Source organism: Streptomyces sp. NPDC007095 (assembly GCF_040634475.1).
Taxonomy (GTDB): Bacteria; Actinomycetota; Actinomycetes; order Streptomycetales; family Streptomycetaceae; genus Streptomyces.
In genome coordinates this window covers 1-1,794 of sequence record NZ_JBEYFS010000503.1, presented here as the reverse complement: position 1 = coordinate 1,794, position 1,794 = coordinate 1, and the positions used below count along the sequence as shown (strand labels likewise).

At 67.3% G+C, this 1,794-nt stretch carries 1 protein-coding gene; it reads left to right on the top strand.

Translation table 11 applies throughout. The features are described 5' to 3' along the window. Positions 1 to 125 precede the first annotated feature (125 nt). A complete protein-coding gene (locus ABZ656_RS57770; protein WP_101403398.1) occupies positions 126 to 1,763 on the top strand; it encodes an IS4 family transposase in 1,638 nt (545 codons plus the stop codon). Positions 1,764 to 1,794 lie beyond the last annotated feature (31 nt).

Sequence of the window (1,794 nt, the reverse complement as noted above, 5' to 3'; positions counted from 1 at the left end):
CCCAAGGCCGGGTAGTTAGGGTTTTCGCAGGTCACGCAAGGGGAGTTGGCGAGTTTCCGACGTAGAGCAACGGAGCTCGTTGGTACAGGCAGTCGTCCAAGACAGCTTGTCCCGAAGGAGCTCCGTTGCTCGATCATTGTGTCCTGCCGCCGCCGTTGGCGACTATCACCCGAACGGTCACGGTGGCTGCGGGCCGGTTCGCGCCCGGTCATCTGGGGGAACTGACGGCGATCGTGCCGTTCGAGCTCGTCGACGCGGTCCTGTCGGAGACGAGGACGGTGCAGCGGCGGCTGCGTGATCTGCCCTCGCGGGTGGGGGTCTACTTTCTGCTCGTGATGTGCTTGTTCCCCGAGGTCGGCTACCGGCTCGTCTGGGACAAGCTGACGGCCGGCCTGTCCGGGATTCCGGTGGTCTGCCCGACCGCGAAGGCGTTACGTGACCTGCGCCGGCGACTTGGCAGCGCGCCGGTTCGGGCGTTGTTCGACGTACTGGCCGGGCCGTTGGCCAGGCCGACGACGCCGGGAGTGCGGTTCGGGCCCTACCGGACGGTGTCATTCGACGGCTGCAGTTCGCAGAGGGTCTCCGACTCCGATCGGAACCGGGCCTGGCTGGGGAGAACGTCTCATCACGGCTATCCGACGCTGGAGTTGATGACGCTGGTCGAGACCGGCACCCGGGCCCTGCTCGGTGCGGTGTTCGGCCCGACGGCCGAGGGCGAGACGAGCTACGCGGGCCGCCTGCTGCACCTTCTGAAGCCGGACATGCTGGTGCTCTGGGACAAGGGGTTCGACGGCAACGCCTTCATCTCCGCCGTCACCACCACCGGCGCCCAGTTCCTCGGACGGCTCCGCAGCAACCGGCGCACACCGGCTCTCACCCGTCTCGTCGACGGCTCCTATCTGTCAGTCATCGGCACCGTGCGGGTGCGGGTCATCGATGCGCAGATCACCGTGACCTGCACCGACGGCACTGTCTTCACCGGCTCCTACCGGCTGGCCACCACCCTGACGGACGCCCGCCGCTTCCCGGCGGCCGTGTTGGTGGATCTCTACCATCAGCGGTGGGAGCACGAATCGGCGTATTACGCGCTCCGCCACACGATCATGAACGGCCGCCTGTTGCGCTCGGGTGACCCCATCGGCATCGAGCAGGAGATGTGGTCGCTCCTCACGCTCTACCAGGCACTGCGGACCGTTATGGTCGACGCCGCCGAGTCCCTCCCTGGCACAGACCCCGACCGCTGCGGCTTCACTATCGCCTTCCAAGCCGCCCGTGACCAGGTCATTCACGCCGCCGACGTCGTCACCACGACCGTCGAACCGGTCGGTCTCATCGGACGCCGGATCCTGTCCGGCCTGCTCCCACCCCGGCGGCAGCGGGTGAGTACCCGCAAGGTCAAAGCACCGACCTCCCGCTACAACGGGCGATGCGACAACGACGGCCGGCCCGATGCCAGCCGCACCGTCACCGACCTCGACGTCACCATCCTCGAACCCTCCGATCCGCTGCCCGCACTGCCGACCGTCTCCCGGGATGATCGGCACACCACCCCTGGCAGGCGCCGCCGACACCGAATCCTGACCCTGCTCGAGGAAGACCCCACCCGCCTCTGGCAACCCCGCGACATCGCGGCTCACTTCGGCGACGTCACCCTGGAAACCATGTACAGACAACTGAACCGCTGGGCCGCCAGCGGACTCATCCACAAGCTCGGCCCCGGCCTCTACGCCGCCACAGCATGGTCACCAACTCCCCTTGCGTGACCTGCGAAAACCCTAACTACCCGGCCTTGGG